Annotated in this window: 21 protein-coding genes; 11 read left to right on the forward strand and 10 right to left on the reverse strand. The window is 32.4% G+C overall.

From position 1 onward, the window contains the following. The first annotated feature begins 70 nt into the window (after positions 1-70). The gene (locus ACQ0RB_RS03975; RefSeq protein WP_129760184.1) at positions 71-394 is read left to right on the forward strand and encodes a YbaB/EbfC family nucleoid-associated protein; all 324 of its coding nucleotides are present in this window, start codon (positions 71-73) and stop codon (positions 392-394) included. Between the two features lie 31 nt (positions 395-425). Continuing rightward, complete coding sequence (locus ACQ0RB_RS03980) at positions 426-815, forward strand: hypothetical protein (RefSeq protein ID WP_430496626.1); 390 nt, start codon at positions 426-428, stop codon at positions 813-815. Positions 816-859: 44 nt separating this feature from the next. On the opposite strand, the gene ACQ0RB_RS03985 is transcribed toward ACQ0RB_RS03980, so the two are convergent. Next, positions 860-1882 (reverse strand): threonine aldolase family protein, encoded by a 1023-nt coding sequence (locus ACQ0RB_RS03985; RefSeq protein ID WP_430496628.1) that lies wholly within the window; start codon positions 1880-1882, stop codon positions 860-862. Positions 1883-1931: 49 nt separating this feature from the next. After that, positions 1932-4340, reverse strand: coding sequence for a zinc-dependent metalloprotease (locus ACQ0RB_RS03990; protein ID WP_430496630.1), 2409 nt, complete (start codon positions 4338-4340; stop codon positions 1932-1934). Between the two features lie 105 nt (positions 4341-4445). On the opposite strand from ACQ0RB_RS03990, the gene prfB reads away from it, so the two are divergent. The 4 genes from prfB (at position 4446) to ACQ0RB_RS04010 (ending at position 8851) form a co-directional block, all read left to right on the forward strand. Continuing rightward, positions 4446-5556, forward strand: a protein-coding gene (gene prfB, locus ACQ0RB_RS03995; RefSeq protein ID WP_131506867.1) for a peptide chain release factor 2 whose coding sequence is annotated in 2 segments (ribosomal slippage) — positions 4446-4508 and positions 4510-5556 — 1110 coding nt in all. Because the reading frame shifts where the segments join, the coding sequence is not laid out codon by codon here. 9 nt (positions 5557-5565) lie between these two features. Continuing rightward, positions 5566-5907, forward strand: a complete 342-nt coding sequence (arsC, locus tag ACQ0RB_RS04000; RefSeq protein ID WP_129760190.1) for an arsenate reductase (glutaredoxin) — start codon at positions 5566-5568, stop codon at positions 5905-5907. An 88-nt stretch (positions 5908-5995) separates the two neighbouring features. Next, entirely contained in the window at positions 5996-6397 is a 402-nt protein-coding gene (locus tag ACQ0RB_RS04005) for a hypothetical protein (protein WP_430496633.1), read from the forward strand. Positions 6398-6415: 18 nt separating this feature from the next. Continuing rightward, complete coding sequence (locus ACQ0RB_RS04010) at positions 6416-8851, forward strand: TonB-dependent receptor domain-containing protein (protein ID WP_131506873.1); 2436 nt, start codon at positions 6416-6418, stop codon at positions 8849-8851. A 66-nt stretch (positions 8852-8917) separates the two neighbouring features. On the opposite strand, the gene ACQ0RB_RS04015 is transcribed toward ACQ0RB_RS04010, so the two are convergent. From ACQ0RB_RS04015 to ACQ0RB_RS04025, 3 genes are all read right to left on the reverse strand, one after another. Next, positions 8918-9094: a hypothetical protein gene (locus tag ACQ0RB_RS04015; RefSeq protein WP_165353684.1), complete on the reverse strand. Its 177-nt coding sequence runs from the start codon at positions 9092-9094 to the stop codon at positions 8918-8920. Between the two features lie 86 nt (positions 9095-9180). Next, a complete protein-coding gene (locus ACQ0RB_RS04020) occupies positions 9181-10002 on the reverse strand; it encodes an alpha/beta hydrolase (RefSeq protein ID WP_430496635.1) in 822 nt (273 codons plus the stop codon). A gap of 84 nt (positions 10003-10086) precedes the next feature. Next, a complete protein-coding gene (locus ACQ0RB_RS04025) occupies positions 10087-10728 on the reverse strand; it encodes a peroxiredoxin (RefSeq protein ID WP_430496637.1) in 642 nt (213 codons plus the stop codon). A 169-nt stretch (positions 10729-10897) separates the two neighbouring features. On the opposite strand from ACQ0RB_RS04025, the gene fumC reads away from it, so the two are divergent. From fumC to hutI, 3 genes are all read left to right on the forward strand, one after another. After that, a complete protein-coding gene (gene fumC / locus ACQ0RB_RS04030; RefSeq protein WP_134199077.1) occupies positions 10898-12295 on the forward strand; it encodes a class II fumarate hydratase in 1398 nt (465 codons plus the stop codon). A gap of 37 nt (positions 12296-12332) precedes the next feature. Beyond that, complete coding sequence (locus tag ACQ0RB_RS04035; RefSeq protein WP_430496639.1) at positions 12333-13742, forward strand: T9SS type A sorting domain-containing protein; 1410 nt, start codon at positions 12333-12335, stop codon at positions 13740-13742. 135 nt (positions 13743-13877) lie between these two features. Then, positions 13878-15116 carry an imidazolonepropionase gene (hutI, locus tag ACQ0RB_RS04040; RefSeq protein ID WP_335975713.1) on the forward strand — a complete coding sequence of 413 codons (1239 nt, stop codon included), beginning with the start codon at positions 13878-13880 and terminating at the stop codon, positions 15114-15116. Between the two features lie 84 nt (positions 15117-15200). On the opposite strand, the gene ACQ0RB_RS04045 is transcribed toward hutI, so the two are convergent. After that, positions 15201-16085, reverse strand: a complete 885-nt coding sequence (locus ACQ0RB_RS04045; protein WP_129760198.1) for a chromosome partitioning protein ParA — start codon at positions 16083-16085, stop codon at positions 15201-15203. A gap of 126 nt (positions 16086-16211) precedes the next feature. On the opposite strand from ACQ0RB_RS04045, the gene ACQ0RB_RS04050 reads away from it, so the two are divergent. Together ACQ0RB_RS04050 and ACQ0RB_RS04055 are read left to right on the forward strand one after the other, a co-directional pair. Next, positions 16212-17231 (forward strand): formimidoylglutamase, encoded by a 1020-nt coding sequence (locus ACQ0RB_RS04050; protein ID WP_430496641.1) that lies wholly within the window; start codon positions 16212-16214, stop codon positions 17229-17231. Next, positions 17221-17685, forward strand: a complete 465-nt coding sequence (locus ACQ0RB_RS04055) for a GNAT family N-acetyltransferase (RefSeq protein WP_430496643.1) — start codon at positions 17221-17223, stop codon at positions 17683-17685. Before ACQ0RB_RS04050 ends, ACQ0RB_RS04055 begins: the two co-directional genes overlap by 11 nt. On the opposite strand, the gene ACQ0RB_RS04060 is transcribed toward ACQ0RB_RS04055, so the two are convergent. The 4 genes from ACQ0RB_RS04060 to ACQ0RB_RS04075 form a co-directional block, all read right to left on the reverse strand. Continuing rightward, positions 17682-18137, reverse strand: coding sequence for a hypothetical protein (locus ACQ0RB_RS04060; protein WP_335975707.1), 456 nt, complete (start codon positions 18135-18137; stop codon positions 17682-17684). The two genes, ACQ0RB_RS04055 and ACQ0RB_RS04060, sit on opposite strands and share 4 nt — an antisense overlap. A 183-nt stretch (positions 18138-18320) precedes the next feature. After that, positions 18321-19997, reverse strand: a complete 1677-nt coding sequence (locus ACQ0RB_RS04065; RefSeq protein ID WP_430496645.1) for a hypothetical protein — start codon at positions 19995-19997, stop codon at positions 18321-18323. Positions 19998-20021: 24 nt separating this feature from the next. After that, positions 20022-20570: a hypothetical protein gene (locus ACQ0RB_RS04070; protein WP_430496646.1), complete on the reverse strand. Its 549-nt coding sequence runs from the start codon at positions 20568-20570 to the stop codon at positions 20022-20024. Positions 20571-20616: 46 nt separating this feature from the next. Then, the gene (locus ACQ0RB_RS04075; RefSeq protein ID WP_430496648.1) at positions 20617-21852 is read right to left on the reverse strand and encodes a DUF6638 family protein; all 1236 of its coding nucleotides are present in this window, start codon (positions 21850-21852) and stop codon (positions 20617-20619) included. Between the last annotated feature and the right edge of the window lie 62 nt (positions 21853-21914).

Raw genomic sequence — 21914 nt, forward strand, 5'->3', positions numbered from 1 at the left:
AATTGAACTGTTAATGCATTACTAATGATTTTAGTAATTTTGTGACTTAACCTAATAAAAAGAAAAAATTATGTTTGGAGATATGATGGGTATGATGAATAAATTGAAAGAAACCCAAAAAAAAGTTGAAGACACTAAAGCACGTTTAAACACTGTTTTAATTGATGAAAGTAGTACTGATAATAAACTTAAAGTAACTATTACTGCAAACAGAACCATTAAAAATATTGCAATTGATGATGCTTTGCTTGAAGATAAAGATATGCTTGAAGATTACCTTGTTTTAACACTAAACAAAGCTATAGAGCGTGCCACAACTGTAAATGAAACCGAAATTGCTGCAGTTGCTAAAGATGGTATGCCAAACATTCCTGGTTTGGATATGTTTAAGTGATTTTTTAGCGTGTTAATGTAAATCCCTTAAAATGAAAATTCATTATAAAAAGAAACAAATAACCCTAAATCTAATTTTAGGGTTAGTTTGGTTAGCTAATGGAGTTATACAAACTATATTTAATGACAATACTAGATGGTTTGATTATATCTGGTTTCTACTTTCAGGGTTTTATCTAATAACTTATTTCTACCAGACAAAAGAAAAATATTTAACTATCGGAAATGGGTTTATTAAACAAAATTGGCCTTTTGGAAAGAAAATATACTTAAATGAGATAACAAGAATTAAACATTTTGCAGGAGAGTATATACTCAAAACTACATCACAAGAAATGAAAATTAATATTGATTTAATTGATAAAGAATCTTTATCTAATTTAAAAACAGAATTAGAGAAGCTAAATGTTGAGTGGGTTTAATTTAAACCACTAATTTAAAAATCTATTTACAAAACATTATTGAACTAAAACTCAAGCTTTCTCAATACGCTCAAAAACTTATCGTGCATTACATTGGTATAATCAAGATGTGTTACAATACGTAGCTTTCCACTTCCCATACCAATAATCTTAATGCCATTATCATCTAGCTTTTGTACAAATGCAGATTCGTTAATTCCTTTCTGTACCTCAAAAATGATAATGTTGGTCTCTACAGGTTCAACCGATTGTATAAAAGGCAATGTTTTTAAAACCGTTTCAATGTCTTTAGCTTTACTGTGATCGTCTTTTAGTCTGTTGATATTGTTTTCTAAAGCATACAGTCCAGCAGCAGCTAAATATCCTACTTGGCGCATATTTCCACCAAATACTTTTCTAATTCTCACTGCGTTTTTCATAAGCGCTTCATCACCAATTAAAACAGAACCTATAGGACAACCTAAACCTTTACTCAAACACACCGAAATAGTATCAAACAGTTTTCCATACTGCATTGTGGTTTCGTCTTTTTCAACAAGCGCATTCCATAATCGAGCACCATCAAGATGATACCCTAATTTGTGTGTATCACAAACCTGACGTATTTTTTTCAACTCTTCAAAATCCCAACAAGAACCTCCTCCTCTATTTGCTGTATTTTCAACTTCTACTAAAGTTGTTTTAGCATAATAAAACGCATCAGGATTAATAGCTTCTTCTACTTGTTGCGCTGTAAACATACCTCTGTTACCATCAACCAACTTACACGAAATACCACTATTAAATGACGCTCCACCAGCTTCGTAATTATAGATGTGAGCTGTTTTATCACAAATTACCTGCTCTCCTGGTTGCGTATGCAATTTTAAAGCAGTTTGGTTTGCCATACTTCCGCTAGGAAAAAATAAGGCGTGTGATTTTCCAAATTGAGCTGCTAGTTTGCTCTCTAGCATTTTTACAGTAACATCTTCATCAAAAACATCATCGCCAACTTGCGCTTGCATCATTGCTTCCAACATGTCTTTTGTTGGCTTTGTAACTGTATCGCTTCTTAAATCTATAATCATATCTATTTTCTAAGATAATGGGAATTTTTAAACTATTTTTCTGTTATGTTTAGTTTGAATGATAAAAACAAGCATCACTTCCTATTGGAGAGCCATCAGGAATTTTTGGTGAACTTGGAGCTTTAAAACCTTTAGGGTTTCCTAAAAATTTATCTATCTCTTTCACCATAAACATTGCCATTGGGTCAACTCTTCGCTCTTGTAACTTCACTTTTAGTTTCATCACTTCAAAATTTACTAAAGCCTGAGCTTGTGGCATTAATTTTTCGCTAGCTGATAACGCCATAATATTATTTAAAACCGAAAGATTGATAACCTGCTGTACTTCGCCTTGGTAACTGTTTTCTGTTTTCTTTTTTATAGTGGCATCTATCAAGATTTCTAAAAATTCTTTTAAACCTAATTGCGATTTATCTAAAACCTTTTGTTGATACACTCTGTTCATTCGTTCAGGATTTAATAATAACCCTAAAGTCATATCACTTGACGTTTCAACAGGTGCAAAAGGGTCAAAAGCGACTCCTGTATTTCCACGAAATGATTCTCTTGTTCGCCAATACTGAAATGCTCTTGGAGGAAACAACCCTAACTTATCTTGTGGAATAGCCAATGTCTCTGCAGAAAGGGTTTTAAGTATAGCTTGTAGTGCTTCTTTTTGAGTTTTAGCATCGATAGCTTTTGTAATCATTTGACCATCACCTTTTACAGCGTAATTATAATCCAATCCTCCTACAAGCTTAGTAGCTGCTTCGGTTTGATAACGATGAAAGAAATATAAAGGCACAAACACATCTTCTAAAACCGAATAAGGTTCTCCTGTCTTAATGTTATCTTTTGAAAAATTTGAAATTGCTTTAGCTCTCACTTTAAGTACATTTTCTAACTCCTCTGAAGCACTTTTACCGTTATCCCAAAGGTGAGCATAAGCGTGGGCACCATTTTGTGCTCGTGCATCACTATCGGTTATAAATCGAAGACCAGAATTGGTTGCTTCTTTTAAAATATCATTTAGTGCTTCTGTTTCATTTTCAGTGTCCTTAAATTGAGAATAACTATACGCCACAGTAACTTTATCCCAATCGCCAATACCAACATCATAAGCATCGCTTAAATCAACTTCGCCATTTGTAAGTTTTACTTTTGGATGCGGATAATCCATAACCGAAGCTCTATTGTTAGTACTTGCTGCAAAATTATGAGCAAAACCAATAGTATGTCCCACTTCGTGCGCACTTAACTGGCGTATTCTTGCCAAAGCCATTTGTAACATAGGTTGGTAATTATCATCACGATTAGCGAATGGCTCATTTAATAACGCCTGAGCAATCATAAAATCTTGTCTAATACGTAAACTTCCTAGACTAACATGTCCTTTAATAATCTCTCCTGTTCTTGGGTCAATAACACTTCCACCATAGCTCCAACCTCTTGTTGAACGATGTACCCATTGAATAACATTATATCTGCAATCCATAGGATCTGCATCTTCAGGCAACACTTCAACTTGAAAAGCATTTTTAAAACCAATAGCTTCGTAGGCTTCATTCCACCAACGTGCTCCATCTAATAAAGCAGAACGAATAGGTTCAGGAGTACCAGAATCTAAATAATAAATAATAGGTTCAACTGCTTCACTAATGGAATCGTTTGGGTTCTTTTTTTCTAAACGATGACGAATAATATAATGCTTCTTTATTTGCTCCTGTACAGGAGTTGCATAATCCATATACGAAATGGAAATGGCTCCACTACGCACATCAAACTCACGCTTTTTATAATTATCGTCTGGTAATTCTACAAATGAATGATGCTGAATAACACTCACTAAAGAAGCTGTTGGTGTTACACTTCTTATGTTTCGGCCTTTTGGGTCTCCACTAAAAGTTAACAATGCTTCAAACTCAACATTTTTTGGAAATGCCTTTGTACGCTCTAGTGATAATGCACTTTTACTCATATCTAAACTGTAGCGTCCTTCGTTTTGGCTTTGCAGTCTATCAGCTACTCCATGAGCATCTTGCATTAAAAACGGAGTAATATCGATAATGTATTTTCCGTTGGACTCTTCTTCTATTTTAAACCCAAATAACACCGATTTTGCAAAAGCTTGTTCAATACTTTTCTTTTCTAACTCGTTATCGGTTATTGCTCTGTAATTTTGATTAGGTTGTACTAAAAGTAATTTGTTTCCTGCTTTAACAAATTTTACAATTCTGTTATCTCCAAGTTGTCCTCTATCTAAACCTATATCATTAGAACCAACTCCTGTTGCTAGTGAGTTTACATATAAAAACTCCTCATCTAACTGAGTAACTTCTAGATAGATTTTATCTTGAGCTTCTTCATAAAAGAAATTAAAATATCCTTCGTAATTTTTTAAATCTTTTCCTGTTAATCCTTGAGCAAAGGAAGTAGTAATACATAAAAGTAAAAATGAATGTAAAAAAAGCGTTTTCATAATTGAGTATTAAGGTATAAAACTAAACAAATTCCTTTAAAAATATCCTTGCAAATCTTTTACAATGCAGGTTTTAATTTTAAATTTGTCAAAATTTACAATTTTATGACTACATCAGATCAAATAAAAGATCTTAATTCCCGTCTAGGTTCGCTTAGACAATATCTTTGACGTAGATGCCAAATTAATTGAAATAGCTAACGAAGAAGAAAAAACATTTGACCCAAACTTTTGGAACGACTCCAAAGCTGCTGAAGCCATAATGAAGTCGCTAAGAGAAAAGAAAAAATGGGTTGAAGACTATAACACTGCAAAAACACTTGTAGAGGACTTAGAAGTTATTTATGAGTTTCATAAGGAAGATGAAGCTACTGCTGAAGATGTTGATGACCGATTTGAAAAAGCTGTAACTCAAATTGAAAAATTAGAGTTTAAAAATATGCTTTCAGATGAAGGAGATAGCCTTAGTGCTGTACTTCAAATTACTGCTGGAGCTGGTGGAACCGAAAGCTGCGATTGGGCAAGTATGCTCATGCGTATGTATCTTATGTATGCTGAAAAAAATGGCTTTAAAGTTAAAGAACTTAACTTTCAAGAAGGAGATGTTGCAGGTATAAAAACGGTAACTTTAGAGATTGAAGGCGATTTTGCTTTTGGATGGCTAAAAGGTGAAAATGGTGTGCATCGTTTGGTACGTATTTCACCATTTGACAGTAATGCCAAACGACACACAAGTTTTGTTTCGGTATATGTTTATCCTTTGGTAGATGATACCATTGAAATAGAAATCAATCCTGCCGATATTGAAATTACAACAGCGCGTTCAAGTGGTGCTGGTGGACAAAATGTAAATAAAGTTGAAACCAAAGTACAGCTTACTCACAAGCCTACAGGAATTCAAATTTCTTGTTCCGAAACACGATCGCAACATGATAACAGAGCAAGAGCAATGCAAATGCTTAAATCGCAGTTATACGAAATAGAATTGCAAAAACAATTAGCGCAAAGAGATGATATTGAAGCCGAAAAAATGAAGATTGAATGGGGAAGTCAAATACGTAATTACGTTATGCACCCTTATAAACTAGTAAAAGATGTAAGGTCTGGTCATGAAACAGGTAATGTAGACGCTGTTATGGATGGAGATATTGAGCCATTTTTAAAAGCCTATTTAATGATGATGGGACAAAAAGAAGACACACAACAAACACTATAAAAAATTATTATGCTTAAAATTTACCACAACCCTAGATGTAGTAAATCAAGACAAGGTATTGAAGTTCTTGAAACTTATGGAAAACCATTTAAAGTTATTAAATATTTAGAAGACGTTCCTTCTGAAAAAGAACTAAAAGACATCATTAATTTATTAGGAATTCAACCTATTGAATTAGTGCGTAAAAATGAAGCTATTTGGAAATCAGAATTTAAAGGTAAAGACCTTACTGACGATCAAATTATAAAAGCTATGACTGAAAACCCAAAACTTATTGAAAGACCAATAGCTATTAATGGTAAAAAGGCTGTTATTGGTAGACCTGCTACCAAAATTTTAGAAATTATTTAGCCTTAATAAGGTTTATTTCTTTAACACAACTTTAACCAAAACCCACTAAACCTTACCATATTTTTGCTGTCTAACTAAAAAACTAGGCATGCAAAAACTATTCTTTTTTTTACTTTTTTTCAGTTTTTATTCTCTAGCTACTCATTCTCAAAACAGTAATGAGAAGCAAATACAAGAGATGAAAGAACAATATGAGGCTGACAAACTTGAATTTATAGAAAATCTTGTTAGCAGCTTAAGTGTTGACGATTTTCAAAAAGAAATCATCAAGCAAAAACTAAACTCCTATTTTGATGAAAAACAGAAAATTCATCAATCAAACTTCCCTTCATATATACGCGAAGAAAAATTAAATGAATTGGACAGAACTCATTTTACTGAATTAAAAGATATATGTAAAGATGAAGTTATTGGTAAAATTCAAGAAGCAGTTAAAAACCCTTTGGAACATAAAAAAAAGAACAAGAGAAAAAAGAAAAACAAAAATTAACCCAACCAAAATCAATTCATGAAACATCTATTTAAAACACTTATTCTACTTTTAAGCTTCAACTCAATTGTTGCGCAAACACCTAACGAAATAACCGTTTCTGGTATAGTAATGGACAGTGAGGTAAACTTACCATTAGAGTATGCAACTGTTGCCTTTTTTAGTAAAAAAGAGAATAAAATAGTTACTGGAGGCATTACAGATAGCGAAGGTAAATTCTCTATAAATGTACCTGCAGGAACTTATGACATATCAGTTGAATACATTTCTTACGAAAAGAAAACCTATTATGATAAATCATTAACTAGCGATATAAATCTTGGTACTGTAGGTTTAGCTTTAGATGTAGAAGCTCTTGGAGAGGTTGAAGTTATTGCAGAGCGTACTACTGTTGAAATAAAGCTAGACAAGAAAATATATAATGTTGGTAAAGACCTTACGGTTCGTGGTGGTACAGTAAGTGATGTACTAGACAACGTTCCTTCGGTTTCTGTTGATGTTGAAGGAAATGTATCTTTAAGAGGTCAAGACAACGTACGTATTTTAATTAACGGTAAACCTTCAGGATTGGTAGGTTTAAATTCAACCGATGCTTTACGACAACTACCTGCTGAATCTATTGAGCGTGTTGAAGTAATCACCTCTCCTTCTGCTCGTTATGATGCCGAAGGAACTGCAGGTATTTTAAACATTATTTTAAGACGTAGTAAATTACAAGGATTAAATGGAGCTGTTACTGTAAATGCAGGACACCCAACACAAGCTGGAATTTCTGGGAATATTAACTACAGAACTGGAGATTTCAACTTTTTCAATACTACTGGATATAATTACAGAGAATCTCCTGGGAATTCACTTACTGAAACTGAATATTTCAATGGTGACGACCCTAACACATTCTTAAACGAATACAGAGATTTTGACAGGCAGCGAAAAGGAATTACAACTAATACAGGTGTTGAATGGTACATTAATGACACTGCTTCATTAACAGCTTCGGTTGTCTACAGAAAAAGTGATGATGATGATGAAACTACTAACACTATTAGAGAGGTTGATGCAACTGGAGCATTAATTAATGAATCTCCAAGACTTGAACTTGAAAAAGAAGACGACAGAAACTTACAATACTCTGTTAATTTCGACAAGCAATTTAATGGAAACAGTGAGCACAGATTTACGTTCGATTTTCAATATGAAAATAGTAACGAGGATGAGTTTTCTTTAATTCAGCAAGATGGAGATGCTTCTGAAAGAGTAACAACTCTTGAAGAACAAGATCAAATTTTATTACAAAGTGACTACGTAATGCCTATTGGTGAAAAAGGTCAATTTGAATTTGGGTATAGAGGTAACTTTAACGAATTAGATACCGATTATGCGTTAGAGTTTTATGATGGTAATGATTATGTTTTAGATACTGATGTAAGTAATAATTTAGTTTACAGAGAATATATTAACGCTGTGTACTCTCAATTTGGCAGTAAAATAAAAGACAAATTTTCTTATTTATTAGGTTTACGTATGGAATCTACACGTATAACTATTGACCAAGTTACAAGTGGTGATTTCGACAAGAAAAACTATGTTGGATTTTTCCCAACTGTAAATTTAGGGTATGAAATTACTGAAAACCAAAGTATCACATTTGGTTATAACCGTAGAATTAGAAGACCACGTTCTCGTTTTATAAATCCTTTTCCATCAAGAAGTAGTGCAACTAACCTATTTCAAGGAAATCCTGATATTGACCCAAGTTACTCAAATACTGTTGACATTGGATACTTAAACAAATTTGGAAAAGTAACTTTAAACTCTTCTATTTACTTTCAACATGCTACAGATGTATTTACTTTCATTACAGAAGATACAGGACAAACAGTTACTGTTGGAGGAACTGAAGTACCAGTAATAAGACGTGTTCCTATTAACTTAGCAACAAACGACCGTTTTGGTTTTGAGTTTACCGTAACCTACAGACCATCAAAAAAATGGAACTTAAACGGAAACTTCAACTTATTCCAATCTAAAACCGAAGGTTTTTACAACGGAACCGATTTTGGAGCTGAAAACATTAGTTGGTTTGCTCGATTAAACAATAAATATACTTTACCAGGAAAAATCGATTGGCAAACACGTTTATTTTATAGAGGACCAAGTGAAGATGCTCAAAATAAAACAAAGGGAATGTTTTCAACTGATGTTGCTTTTAGTAAAGATATCTTAAATGAAAATGCTTCAATAGCTTTTAATGTGAGCGATGTATTTAACAGCAGAAAAAGAATTTCTGACTCTACAACCGATACGTTTATTAGTCATAGTGAGTTTCAATGGAGACAACGTACTTTTAACCTATCGTTCACTTATAGATTTAACCAACAAAACAGAAACAACCAACGTCAAAGAGGTGGCGATGGTAATGGTGGTGGAGACGACTTTGAGTTTGAAGGGTAAACCTAAAATGTATAAAACTAAAAAAGGACGCAATTGCGTCCTTTTTTTATTTTATATAGTAAAAAATTATTGTTGTAATCTTTGAGCTTTCTTTTCAGCTCTAATTTCTTTAAGTCTTTCAATTGAAGCACCAAAAATCCAGTAAGGGATTACGAAAGTCAATAAAAATATCATTAACCAAAATCCAATTGTTAAAATGGTTAAAAATGCTAAAAATCCTAAGTATTGATCAAATTCAAACATGTGCTATTTTTTTGTTGTTGATGCAAAGATAAAACAAAGTGTTTTGTTTTACAATACGAAACTAAAATTTATTAACAGCTTATTCACTAATCTTTGTATGGAAACAATTTTAAGAAACCTTCATACAAACTTCTATGTAAAATAGTAGCATGATTTTCATTATCCATTAGTAAATAATCAACTGTTAAATTTTCTTTACCAGAGGATTTTAAAACTTCAGCAATAGCACTAGCTTCTCTTTGCATAATTGGGTCTTCTTCCTTCCCTACTGAAACATACACATACGTTTCAACATCTGGTTGGTGGCTAAACAATACATTAGCTTCGTTAAGCATACTTTCATCATCCCACCATAAACTAGGACTAACAATTAAGTAATGCGTAAATAATGACTGTTTTTTCAATAAAACCTCAGTGGCTAACAAACCTCCTAATGATTGGCCAATTAAATATTTCTCATTAGTAGTTTTATAGGTTTTTTCAATGTAAGGTTGCAATTCGGTTTCTAAAAAAGTGATAAACGATTTAGAATGTCCTGTTGTTGGATAATTTTTTTTCAGAGATTTTAAATTTGTATGAAATGTAAAATCACGTTTTCTATCTACATTAGCAATACCTACAACAATAACATCAGGCATCTTAAACTGTAAATTAAAAAACTGCACTAAGCCAACGACATGAATAAAATCTTCATTGATTGAGCCATCTAAAACATATATAACAGGATATGCTTTAGCTGCATCATAAGTTGATGGCAAATACACATTCAGTGTTCGGTTTTCATTTAAAACCTTTGAATGAATAGTTTTTATCTCTCCTATCGTTAATGGTGTTGATTTAACTTCGGTTTGCGAAAAAGAAAAAGAAACTGTAAAAACTAAAAAAAGTACTGCTATAACTTGCTTCATATCTAAATCATTTTTGATTTATAAATATAAAAAAACACCATGAATTGACTACATGATGTTTTTTAATCTTATTTATTGTTAATCCTAATCCAAATTAGGTTGTGGAGTTGTTCGCAAATAAGGTTTTACAACTTTATGCCCTTTTGGGAAAAGCTCAGGAATATCTTTATCTGCAACCGCAGGAACTATGACGCAGTCATCACCATTATTCCAGTTGGCAGGTGTAGCTACTTTATGATAAGCTGTAAGCTGTAACGAATCGATAACTCGTAATAACTCATCAAAATTTCTACCTGTTGAAGCTGGATAAGTAATAATAAGTTTTACTTTTTTATCAGGATCAATCACGAAGACTGAACGAACAGTTAATTTACTATCTGCATTAGGATGTATCATATCATAAAGTTCTGATACTTTTCGATCTTCATCAGCAATTATTGGAAAATTCACTGTAGTATTTTGTGTTTCATTAATATCCTTAATCCATCCTTTATGAGACTCTACTCCATCAACACTTAACGCTACTACTTTAACATTTCGTTTATCAAATTCTGATTTATATTTAGCTACAGTACCAAGCTCTGTAGTACAAACTGGAGTATAATCGGCAGGATGCGAAAACAAGATTCCCCAACCATCACCTAACCAATCATGAAAATTAATCTGTCCTTCTGAAGATTGCGCAGTAAAATTTGGTGCTAAATCTCCTAATCTAATTGTTGCCATGTTTATGATTTTAAAAATTAAAGCATAAAGATACTTATTAATCTACTAAATTAGTAGGAATTAAAGGTATTTAAGTTTTTTTTAATATTTAAGCACATAACTTCATACTTTTTAAACCTAAAAGAACAACGAAAAATGTTAAATTTGTGCATCTAATAAAATAAACATCATGACTTATAGAATAGAAAAAGACACGATGGGAGAAGTAAAAGTCCCATCAGATAAACTTTGGGGAGCGCAAACTGAGCGTTCAAGAAATAATTTTAAAATTGGTGCACCAGCTTCTATGCCTTTAGAAATAGTATATGGTTTTGCATATTTAAAAAAAGCTGCTGCTTATACTAATAATGAGTTAGGTGTTTTAGAAGACGAAAAACGCGATTTAATTGCTCAAGTTTGTGATGAAATTTTAGAAGGAAAACACGACGATCAGTTTCCGTTAGTAATCTGGCAAACAGGTTCAGGAACTCAAAGTAACATGAACGTAAATGAGGTTGTTGCTAATAGAGCACACCAACTTGCTGGTAAAGTTATTGGTGAAGGCGATAAAACCATTCAACCTAATGACGATGTTAACAAATCGCAATCATCAAACGATACCTTCCCTACTGGAATGCATATTGCAGCTTATAAAAAAGTTGTAGAAACTACAATTCCAGGAGTTATAAAACTTAGAAATACTTTACACACAAAATCTATTGAGTTTAAAGACTGTGTAAAAATTGGTAGAACACACCTTATGGATGCAACACCTTTAACTTTAGGACAAGAGTTTTCTGGTTATGTATCACAATTAGACCATGGGTTAAAAGCACTTGAAAACACTTTACCTCACCTTGCTGAACTAGCTTTAGGAGGAACAGCTGTTGGAACAGGTCTTAATACTCCTGAGGGTTATGCTGAACTGGTAGCTCAATACATTGCTAAATTTACAAACCTTCCATTTGTATCTGCTGAAAATAAGTTTGAAGCTCTAGCTGCTCATGATGCAATTGTTGAAACTCATGGTGCATTAAAGCAACTTGCGGTGTCATTAAATAAAATAGCAAATGATATTAGAATGATGGCTTCTGGACCTCGTTCTGGTATTGGAGAAATCATAATTCCTGCTAACGAACCTGGTAGCTCAATTATGCCTGGAAAAGTTAACCCAACGCAATGTGAAGCCCTTACAATGGTTTGTGCGCAAGTTATGGGTAACGACGTTGCTATTACTGTTGGTGGCACTCAAGGACATTATGAATTAAATGTATTTAAGCCTATGATGGCTGCAAATATTTTAGAATCTGCCCAACTTATAGGAGATGCTTGTGTAAGCTTTGAAGAAAACTGTGCTAGTGGTATTGAACCTAATCATTCAGTAATAAAACAGTTACTAAACAACTCTTTAATGCTTGTAACAGCATTAAATACTAAAATAGGCTATTACAAAGCTGCCGAAATTGCTAATACAGCTCATAAAAATGGAACTACATTAAAAGAAGAAGCAATTAATTTAGGCTATGTTACAGCTGAAGAATATGACGAATGGGTAAAACCAGAAGATATGATTGGTAACATGAAATAAATCAATATATTAGCAACTAATTCAATTTACTACATTTATGAAAAGAACACTACTTACTTTACTTTTTGGAGTTTTTATACTGTCAACTTCAACATCTCAAACTACATTTTCGACAAAAATGCCTATTGATACTGACACTAATAACACTCCTTATATTATAGAGTCTGCTAATCTTGATAATGATCAATATCCTGAACTTGTAGTAACCACTCAAACCAGTACTGGAATACAATTATATAAAAATAATGGAGACGGTACATTTACTGAACAAACACAAGTATCTACAACGCTTTCTTTTGTTTATGCTTTAGTTTTAGAGGACGTCAATGGTGATAATCATATTGATATTGTTGCTGGCTCTTTAGACGGTAATAAGATTGTATGGTTTCAAAATGATGGCTTCGGTAATTTCGGCACAGAACAATTGATTGCTAATGCATCTTCACCAGTAAGTATGGTTTTTGCTGATATTGATAATAATGGTACTAGGGATTTAGTTGTTCTTTTATATTATGCTGGTCAAACAGTTTGGTATTCAAACCTTGGAGGAGGTAGTTTTTCAACTGCTCAAACTTTAATTTCTGTTGCAAATAGCTATCCAGGACATATAGATATTATTGATTTTGATAATGATCTTGATCTTGACATAGTAATTACTAATATATATTCCTATGAAAATGGTACAGTCGAAGTATATTATAACAACTTTATACAAAATGGAACTGTAACATATACTAAAGACACCAATACTGTAGACAGTGGTTTGTACTATGTTTTTTACACAAAATTTGCTGATGTTGACAATGATAATAACATCGACATATTAGTTACTGACATTGGAGATGGTGGCGTTACTGGTTACCTTTATTGGTATAAAAAAGAAACGAACGGAACTTATACCAGAACTACTTTAACAACATCAATTAACAATCCTTCGTTCATTGGTTTTGAAGACTTAGATGACGATGGACTAAAAGATGTTGTTACTGCTAATGGAGCAAGTAATGCAACCGAACCTGACCTTGTATGGTTTAGAAACTTAAACAATGGTGTCTATAGTTCAGAAAACATCATAAGTACAAGCACTAGTCAAATATTTTCTTTTTCAATAAACGATCTTGATAATGACACTGATATGGATATTGCTGCAGTATCCTTTAATGAAAACGATTTAAATTGGTATAAAAATGCTAAATATTCTCTAGGTCTAAATAGCTCTATATTAAACACTTTTAACATCTACCCTAACCCAGTTAAAAATAAGCTTTACGTTAAGGCTCCTAATAATGAAAGTTTCAATGTATCAGTTTATGATATTTTAGGAAAAAACGTTGTTAATTCAACTATTTCACCAAATAACCCTTTAGATGTATCATCTCTATACAATGGAATTTACATTATCAAATTTGAAGGGCATAATAAAACTTTTAAGTTTGTTAAAGAATAAACTTTTAAATACATCTTATAGAAAGCGTTGACAAACAGTCAGCGCTTTTTTTATACATCGTATTTAGAAAAATTTTCGATGCCATTTCCTGATAACAGAAGTAATTTTGTTAATTTTATGATTTTACCCTTAGCTATGTCAATACTAATAACCAACATAAAAGAACTTATTCAAGTTCGTGATACCAATGTTACCATTGTAAAAGGCAGTGACATGAAAACACTTCCTGTAATAAAAAACGCCTACTTATTTATTGAGCATGATACTATAGTTGAGTATGGCTCAATGGACGACTACCAAGATATTGATGCTGATGAAGTTATTGATGCCACAGGAAAAGTGGTTATGCCTTCTTGGTGCGACTCTCATACACACATTGTATACGCAGGAAATAGAGTTAGAGAATTTGTAGATAGAATTAATGGCTTGTCCTACGAAGAAATTGCCAATAATGGTGGTGGTATTTTAAATTCTGCTGAAAAACTTCAAAACACTTCTGAAGAAGAACTTTACCAACAATCACTAAAACGTCTTAATGAAGTCATAAAACTAGGTACTGGTACTGTTGAAATAAAATCAGGTTACGGCTTAACCGTTGATGCAGAACTAAAAATGTTGCGAGTGATAAAACGATTAAAACGCGAATCGCTTGCTTTTATTAAGCCTACACTATTAGGCGCTCATGCTGTTCCTAAAGAATACAGTAATAATAAAAGTGCTTATGTAGATTTGGTAGTAAACGAACTTATACCAAAAGCTACTGAAGAGCACCTAGCCGAATACATTGATGTATTTTGTGAAAAAGGCTATTTTGACCTAGACGATACCGAAAGAATCCTTAAAGCAGGTGTCGCTCATGGTTTAAAACCTAAAATACATGTAAACCAATTTAATGCTTTTGGAGGTGTAGCTTTAGGAGTAAAATATGATGCACTTTCAGTAGATCATTTAGAAGAAATGAATAAAGAAGATATTGAAGCACTTAAAAACAGTAATACAATGCCTGTTGCTCTACCCTCTTGCTCCTATTTTTTAAGTATTCCTTATACACCTGCAAGACAAATGATCGACGCAGGCTTACCTCTAGCATTAGCAACCGATTATAATCCAGGTTCAACACCTAGTGGAAATATGAATTTTGTAGTGAGTACTGCATGTATAAAAATGAAAATGACACCTGAAGAAGCTATTAATGCTGCAACCATAAATGGTGCTTATGCTATGGGATTAAGCAATATGTATGGCAGTATTTGTAGAGGTAAAAAAGCGAATGTAATCATTACAAAAGAAATTCCTAATTACCAGTTTATTCCTTATGCGTTTGGAGAAAACTTAATTGATGAAGTTATTATTAATGGTATTAGATTAGATTAGATTAGATTAGATTAGATTAGATTAAAATAAAAAAGCCGAATGAAAATTTTCATTCGGCTTTTTACAATCAATCAATTAATTTGCTTATTTCAATGTAAACTCAGTTGATGAGATTAATTCTTTTTCATTGAAAACATTTACTGTATAACGTCCTTCTTCAAACTCATCGTTGTTAGGAGCTACAAATTCGCAAATGTTTAAACTTCTGTTTTCGTAGTTAAATTTACTCACCAAGCTATAGTTTAATATTTTATCTTCAAACTGTATTTGCTCGTTAGCACCAAGTACATTATCATTAGGATCTAATACCTGAACATATAATTCTTTATCACCTGCACCTACTAATGTGTTTTTAGCAACAGTATAACAAACTCTAATTTTATCACTTCTTCTAGAACGCTCTGTTGGTATTAATTTACCTGAAGTTCTCTCAATAACTCCGTACGCTTTAAGTCCAACAGTTTGTAATACTGCAGCGTTTTCAACTACTGTTGCTAACTCAGTATTTTGTACTAATAATGAATCAGTAAACATTGTACGTTCTGCTAATTGTAACTGAGTACTATCTAATGATGTTGCTAATAAAGAGTTTTCTACTTTTAGCTTGTCATTTTCAGCTAGCAATACATCCATTTCTTCTTGTAATGCTAAAAATTGTTTTTTGTATCTCCATAAACTGTTAACACTGTTTTGAGATATTTTTAGTGAGTCCATTAAGCCTTCAATACGTGCTCTAGCCTCAACTAAATTTTGATTGGCAACTTCATTCTCGCCAATTGCAATATCATATTGCTTAGCCATGTTATTTAGGTCTGCCATTACCTGTTCTTTTTCTTTGGTTAAAACTGCTTCTGTTTCTTTCTTGTCATTATAAAGTTTAGAGGTATAAAATCCTGTTCCTAAGAAAAGAGCCAACAAAATACCTAAAGCAACTTTTAATCCTGTACTTTTACTGTTTGAATTCTCCATTGTTTTTTCTTTTTAAATTATTTAAACGTTAATTCTTGTTTTTAATCTTTTAATTAAATTTAATTTTAAGCCTGAAAATAAATAAAACTGTATTTTTAATTATTATTTTTTAATAACATTTCCAATATGGACAACCTTATACTTTTTGATAAAGATACTTTAAAAACCATCTTAAAAAAACGCTCAGGCGAAACCAAGTTTGGAGAACAAGTTATTTTACTTCCTAACTCCACTAATATATACGATGAATTAGTAAATTTAGATGTTGACTATGTAATTTTTGGTATTTCTGAAGACATTGGAGTCTTTGGAAACCTAGGAAATACAGGGACTTCAAAAGCATGGGATGCTACAATAAAAATTTTAACAAATATACAAAGTAACGCGTTTTTAAATGCTAGTAAAGTAGTTATCCTAGGTCATTTAGACTATTCTAAATCATTACAAAAACTTCAAAACTTAGATAAAACCAACAAAAAGGATATTGCTAAAGCACGTCGAAAAGTAGCTAAAATCGACAAACAAGTTTCTCATTTAATCCATCAAATAGTTAAAGCAGGTAAAACACCAATTGTTATTGGTGGAGGACACAATAATGCCTACGGAAATATAAAAGGAACTTCGCTAGCGTTAAACTCAACAATTAACGCTGTAAACTTTGATGCGCATAGCGATTTTAGAGCTGAAGAAGGCAGACACAGTGGAAATGGCTTTAGTTATGCTTACGCTGAAGGCTTTTTGAAAAACTATTTTGTGTTTGGCTTGCACGAAAACTATACATCTTCAACTACATTTAAGACTTTAGATAAAGTAAAATCTGTGGCATATAATACTTTTGAAGCTATACAAATTAGAAAAGAGCTTAAGTTTAAAGCAGAAATGCAACGTGCTTTAGAGCATGTTTCTGGTACTGCTTTTGGTGTTGAAATAGATTGCGATGCCATATTGAATATTCCAAGCAGTGCAATGACACCAAGTGGTTTTAGCGCTAATAAAGCACGACAGTTTGCCACCTTTTTTGGTGCGCATGAAAATGCAAAATATTTACATATTTGCGAAGCTGCTCCTACTCCAGAAACCGAAACCCAAGTTGGAAAATTGATTACCTATTTGATTACTGATTTTATTAAAGCTCATGCAAATTGAAATCATACCCTTTAATACTAGATATTCTCAACATTTTTATGATTTGAATATTGAATGGCTTAAAACCTATTTTTATGTAGAACCTTACGATGAAGAAGTCTTAAGTAAACCTGAAGAATATATCATTAATAAAGGCGGTTTTATCTTTTTTGCTAAACTTAATGAAACTATTCTTGGAACTGTTGCATTAATGCCAACTAATACTAAAAATGTCTTTGAACTCACTAAAATGGCAGTTTCACCAAAACATCGTGGTTACAAAATTGGGCAGCAACTTATGCAATATTGTATAGAATTCGCAAAACAACATCAATTTAAAACTTTGATGTTGTACTCTAACACGAAGTTGGAAAACGCTATTTATATATACCGAAAATATGGTTTTATAGAAATTCCTGTTGAAAAAAACTCTCCATATAAACGTAGTGATATAAAGATGATTTTAGAGGTTTAAAACTTTTCATCTAGCTCATTACAAAACTTTTGATTTTCAGCACAAAGAATAGATAATGTCTCAAATAACAACTGATTTAATTCCTCATCTGTAGATTTAATAGCATAAGCAAGTTTAAACTCAGAGAGAGCTCCTTCAAGATTATTGTTTTTTAATCTTGATTTACCAGAACGCTTCAAAAAGTTGAATGCTTCAAGGTTTTCACTTTCAAGACGTTGTTTAGTTGCACTATTAATTTCAGATGAATGTTGCAAGATTTTTGACTTATTCAATTGGATAATTCCAAAAAACAAGCTTATCAAAACAATACTTACCACTACATATAATCTATTTGAAGTTTTAGAAGGCTGGATTTTAAATTCTCTTTGGTATTTTGGGACTTCTGTAAATAAAGGTTTTCTTTTTATTTCAAAAGGCTTTCTTGGACGTTGTTTATAAATCCAACTTTGCATACCAAAACCCATGTAACCCATAAATATCCTTTATCTATAAGTCACTGAAATTCAATAAAAGTTACACTTAGTTAGTATGATGAGATAATAATTACCTTGTCATTCCGCACTTGATGCGGAATCCAATCCAACTAAAAGAATATGAATTTTCTTATTTATATAATATAGAGTAAAATATTAACCTTAATTCTCAATAGATTTTAAAGAGTCTATTTGATGTTGTAAGCGTTCAATTTCTTCAGCATTTTTATCTACTCTAGGGATTGCCAAAACCGAGTCTATAGCTTGCTCAACAATATCAATATCTTTTGTCTCTTCAACAAAATAATATCCAATACCTTCACTCGATCTCCAAGCTTCGTTTAATTGGTCATAAACTGTTTTATCCCATTGACTTGGGTGCTTTACATCAATCCAAATAACATCTCTATATTCAGCATCAATTAAGGCTAAATCTGGTGTTGCAGAGCCATCAAAATTGTCTGAACCTTCACGAATTGCCGAAATAGTTCCTAAAAAGAACATACGTTTTCTTCCTGCAATATCTTTTATATAAGGTCTAAATTCAACAGGTTTATTGACTGTCCAGTCAAACTCTTTACGAGATTCTATCACTTTTAAAGGCATTGCCGAAACACCTGCATAACCTTGTTTTTTAGCTGCATGATCATAATAATACAGCTTATCAGTTCCATCTGCAGGAATAAAAACACTAAATGTTAAACTTGTGCGCTCATCACCTACTGGCTCTAAACCAAACCAATGGTACAATCCGCTATAAGCATTGGTATCTGTGTCAGAAAAATCAAAATCAGTTACAAAAGGCTGTTCGTTTTGATCGTCTGGTAAATCTGGTATCTTCACTGCTGTTTCCATGTTCCAAGGTAGTGGATCGCTAAAACCTCCAAGAAATTTTAAAGATTCTGCTTGTATGCGAGATACTTTTTCAGACAATGTATTTTGACGTGTTAAATACGGATGGTTGTTCATTTCATCTGGACTTATATAGGTCCCTTTTCCTATTAAAACGCGTTCAAAATAATCGTTAATATCATGTTCACCACTATCAATAACCATAACACCACCAAAGGTTGGATAAGGAAATAGGAACCCTTTCCATTTTATCAAACTCACCACTTCCACCCATTTTCCGGAATCGTTTTTCATATAAAACACATCTCCAGGTTCATAATTAAACAACATCCAAGGATTGAAACGTTGCACTACTGCGTTGTAAGTGTTTCTACTAAATTTTAAAGACTCACCTATTGAAAACACTACAGGAATACGATTTTCACTTGAAAACCTAGGAAATGGTGTTGTACTAGAGACTGAAAAAACCTCTTCGGTATTATCGCTTATTTGCTGTAATGTATATTTTTCTGAAGGTTGAATGGCCATAGTCCATTTGTTTTCGCCATCGACACGAACTAAGTGAGGTAACGACACGTCTTTGGTCTCTCCAACACTTTCGTTTGCCATTGAGAAAATGTTACGAAGTGGTTGTATACGCTCGTTTTGAGTTAGAGGAAGCTCGTTGATTTCAACTTTATTTAAATGATTAAAGACATTGTAGGTTTTCATGTAATCGTACATTTTAAAATGCCATCCAACCATATAGAGCAAACCAAAAAACACAAGCAAAATACCTAAAATACCTAATCGACCACCTGTACTTGCTGTTTTTCTAAACTTTCGTAATCCAAAAAACAAGACTATACCACTTAACAGAATAATGAAAATGTATTTTCTAAGAAATAATAAAACTGGTTGATAATCGTCCCTAAAGAAGAATAATGCCAACACTAATAAAATGTAAGTTAAAATTGCAGGCTTTCCGTTTTTCCAGAATAATCTCATGTTTAGTTTTTAGTTGTTAGTGAATTACATCAATCCTTTATCCTTCAAGCGTTCACGAGCACTTTTCTCGTTAGGTTTTGGTGCTTCAACTTCAGGTTCGATTTTGTTCTCGACTGCGCTCGAACTGACATCGCTGTCTTTAGTTTTTAAGTCTTCAATAAAGTCTTTTCCTTTTTCAACAACGTCATCAAACTTATCTTCTAAAGAATCACTTTTCTCTTCAATAATTTTAGTTGATTTAATTACAAAATTTGCAATGTAAGTGCCTACAAGTGTACCAACAATAACTGAAGCAAAAGCTGAAACACCATCATAGCTTCCAAAGATTTGAAACGGAGTTAAAAATTGAACAGCCACAGCTACAACCAAAAATAAGGCTACAACAAAAATTAATCTAGGTATAAAGGTTTGCTTATAAATGAATCCTTTTTTACTATCAGGCTTCATTTGTAGCTCTTTACTGTTTACAATTTTATTCACAAAACGATATGCTCCATTACCATTAGACTCTCTCCAATACAAGAAAATGCCAAAAAGTATAGCAGCTATAAAAATTACAAGATCTAGTCCCATGTGTTTGTTTTTAAAGTGAATGCTTTATAAAATTAGTCTATTTTATTTAAATATTGTTACGTATTGTGTCAATTACCCAATCTTTAAACGAGTCATCCCAAGTCTCATAGGTTTTATAAAACTGTTCTTTATCATACCAATACAAAAACAACACATCCTTTGGAGAAACATTAATTAAAAGCTTCCATATTAAATCTTGATGCATTGGCTCTAAAGATGAATGAGGTTGGTGCAATGCATGGTATAGATCAACATCTACCATGTCCTTTAATTTATACTCGTTGCTAACCTCTAAGCGTTCTAAATATAATTCTACACTATTGATTTTTTTAAGTGCATTGATATCTATTTTATTTAAATAACTCTTATATAAAATTTTACTCTCAAATATTTCTTTTAAAGTGTGTTGAGTTTCTTTAAGTTGTTGAGAAAGTTCATATTTTTTTACACGATCGTATCTTGGGGTTTTAACCACTTCATCCAAATCGCATTCAGCAATTAAATGATTTCGTAGTTTTTCAATTAATTCATCATGATTGATATGGTACATCAACACATCATGTGTAGTATCATTAATAGCTTCTTTGTACCATTTTTCATCTTCAAACACGATAATATCCGAAATAAAATCGCGCAACACATACACACCTCCAAAAGCTCTTGTATAAAACGAACTCACACTGTATTGAAGTTCTGGTAATTCTAAATCCCTATTACGCAAATCGCCATAGGTATTTGCCGATTGCAATAATTTTTCGTGTAAGGTTTCATCAATAAAATTATTACCTTCTTTAAACTGCTCAATAAGTTCACGTTGTTTTTTTTGTGCTTTATTAAGGTTGTTTATTAACCTAAAATGAATGTTTATAGTTTTGTATTTTAAAACATCCATAGGTCCATAAAATGCATCGATACCTTGATCAAAATCGAGACAAATTGCTGAGTCTCTAGTTATATCGTTTATTTTACTACCATAGGTTTTAAAAACCAATTTCATTAATTCCCTGTCAAACGTATGTGTAGGCAAATAGACAGGTTTTCCTTTTTGCAACGGTGAAATAATAATGGCATGCGCATTGGCTTCGCCATGGCTTAAATAAAGTAATTCCTTTTTTTCTTCAGCAATTTCAGGGCTCCAACCTATACCATCAATTGAAAAACTAGTAAGCTCTGTTGGCGAAAACCCTAATGTTTTTAAGCACTCATTATAACGCTCAACCAACTTACCACTTACAGGAAGTAGTTCACTTTGATATAGATTTGCTGCTTTTAGTTTATTCATAATTATTTCCCACGAAAGTGGGAATCTTATTTTTATCTAATTCTCTTTTAGATTCTGCATCA

The sequence above is a fragment of the Gaetbulibacter sp. PBL-D1 genome, assembly GCF_050509525.1.
GTDB classification, from domain to species: domain Bacteria; phylum Bacteroidota; class Bacteroidia; order Flavobacteriales; family Flavobacteriaceae; genus Gaetbulibacter_B; species Gaetbulibacter_B jejuensis.